1 protein-coding gene is annotated in these 301 nt (G+C 40.9%); it reads left to right on the top strand.

Features of this window, described 5'->3' with window-relative positions:
- On the top strand, nt 1–301 hold a 301-nt coding region (locus C1E99_RS14720), incomplete at both ends, for a hypothetical protein (protein ID WP_193441809.1).

Here is a 301-nt window from a genome sequence, read left to right as displayed (position 1 = left end):
TCGCTTACTGACTCAGAAATTGATTCTGAGACTGATTCTGAGATTGATTCTGATACTGACTCGGATACTGACTCAGAGATTGATTCAGAAATTGACTCGGATACTGACTCAGACACTGATTCTGAGATTGATTCTGATACTGACTCAGACACTGATTCTGAGATTGACTCAGACACTGATTCAGAGATTGATTCTGAGACTGACTCGGATACTGACTCAGAAATTGACTCAGACACTGATTCTGAGATGGACTCTGAGACTGATTCTGAAATTGACTCAGACACTGATTCTGAGACTGACT

Source organism: Streptococcus suis (assembly GCF_002964045.1).
GTDB lineage: Bacteria > Bacillota > Bacilli > Lactobacillales > Streptococcaceae > Streptococcus > Streptococcus suis_U.
Note: the sequence above shows the minus strand (reverse complement) of the source record. Positions and strands in the feature narration are given on the sequence as shown.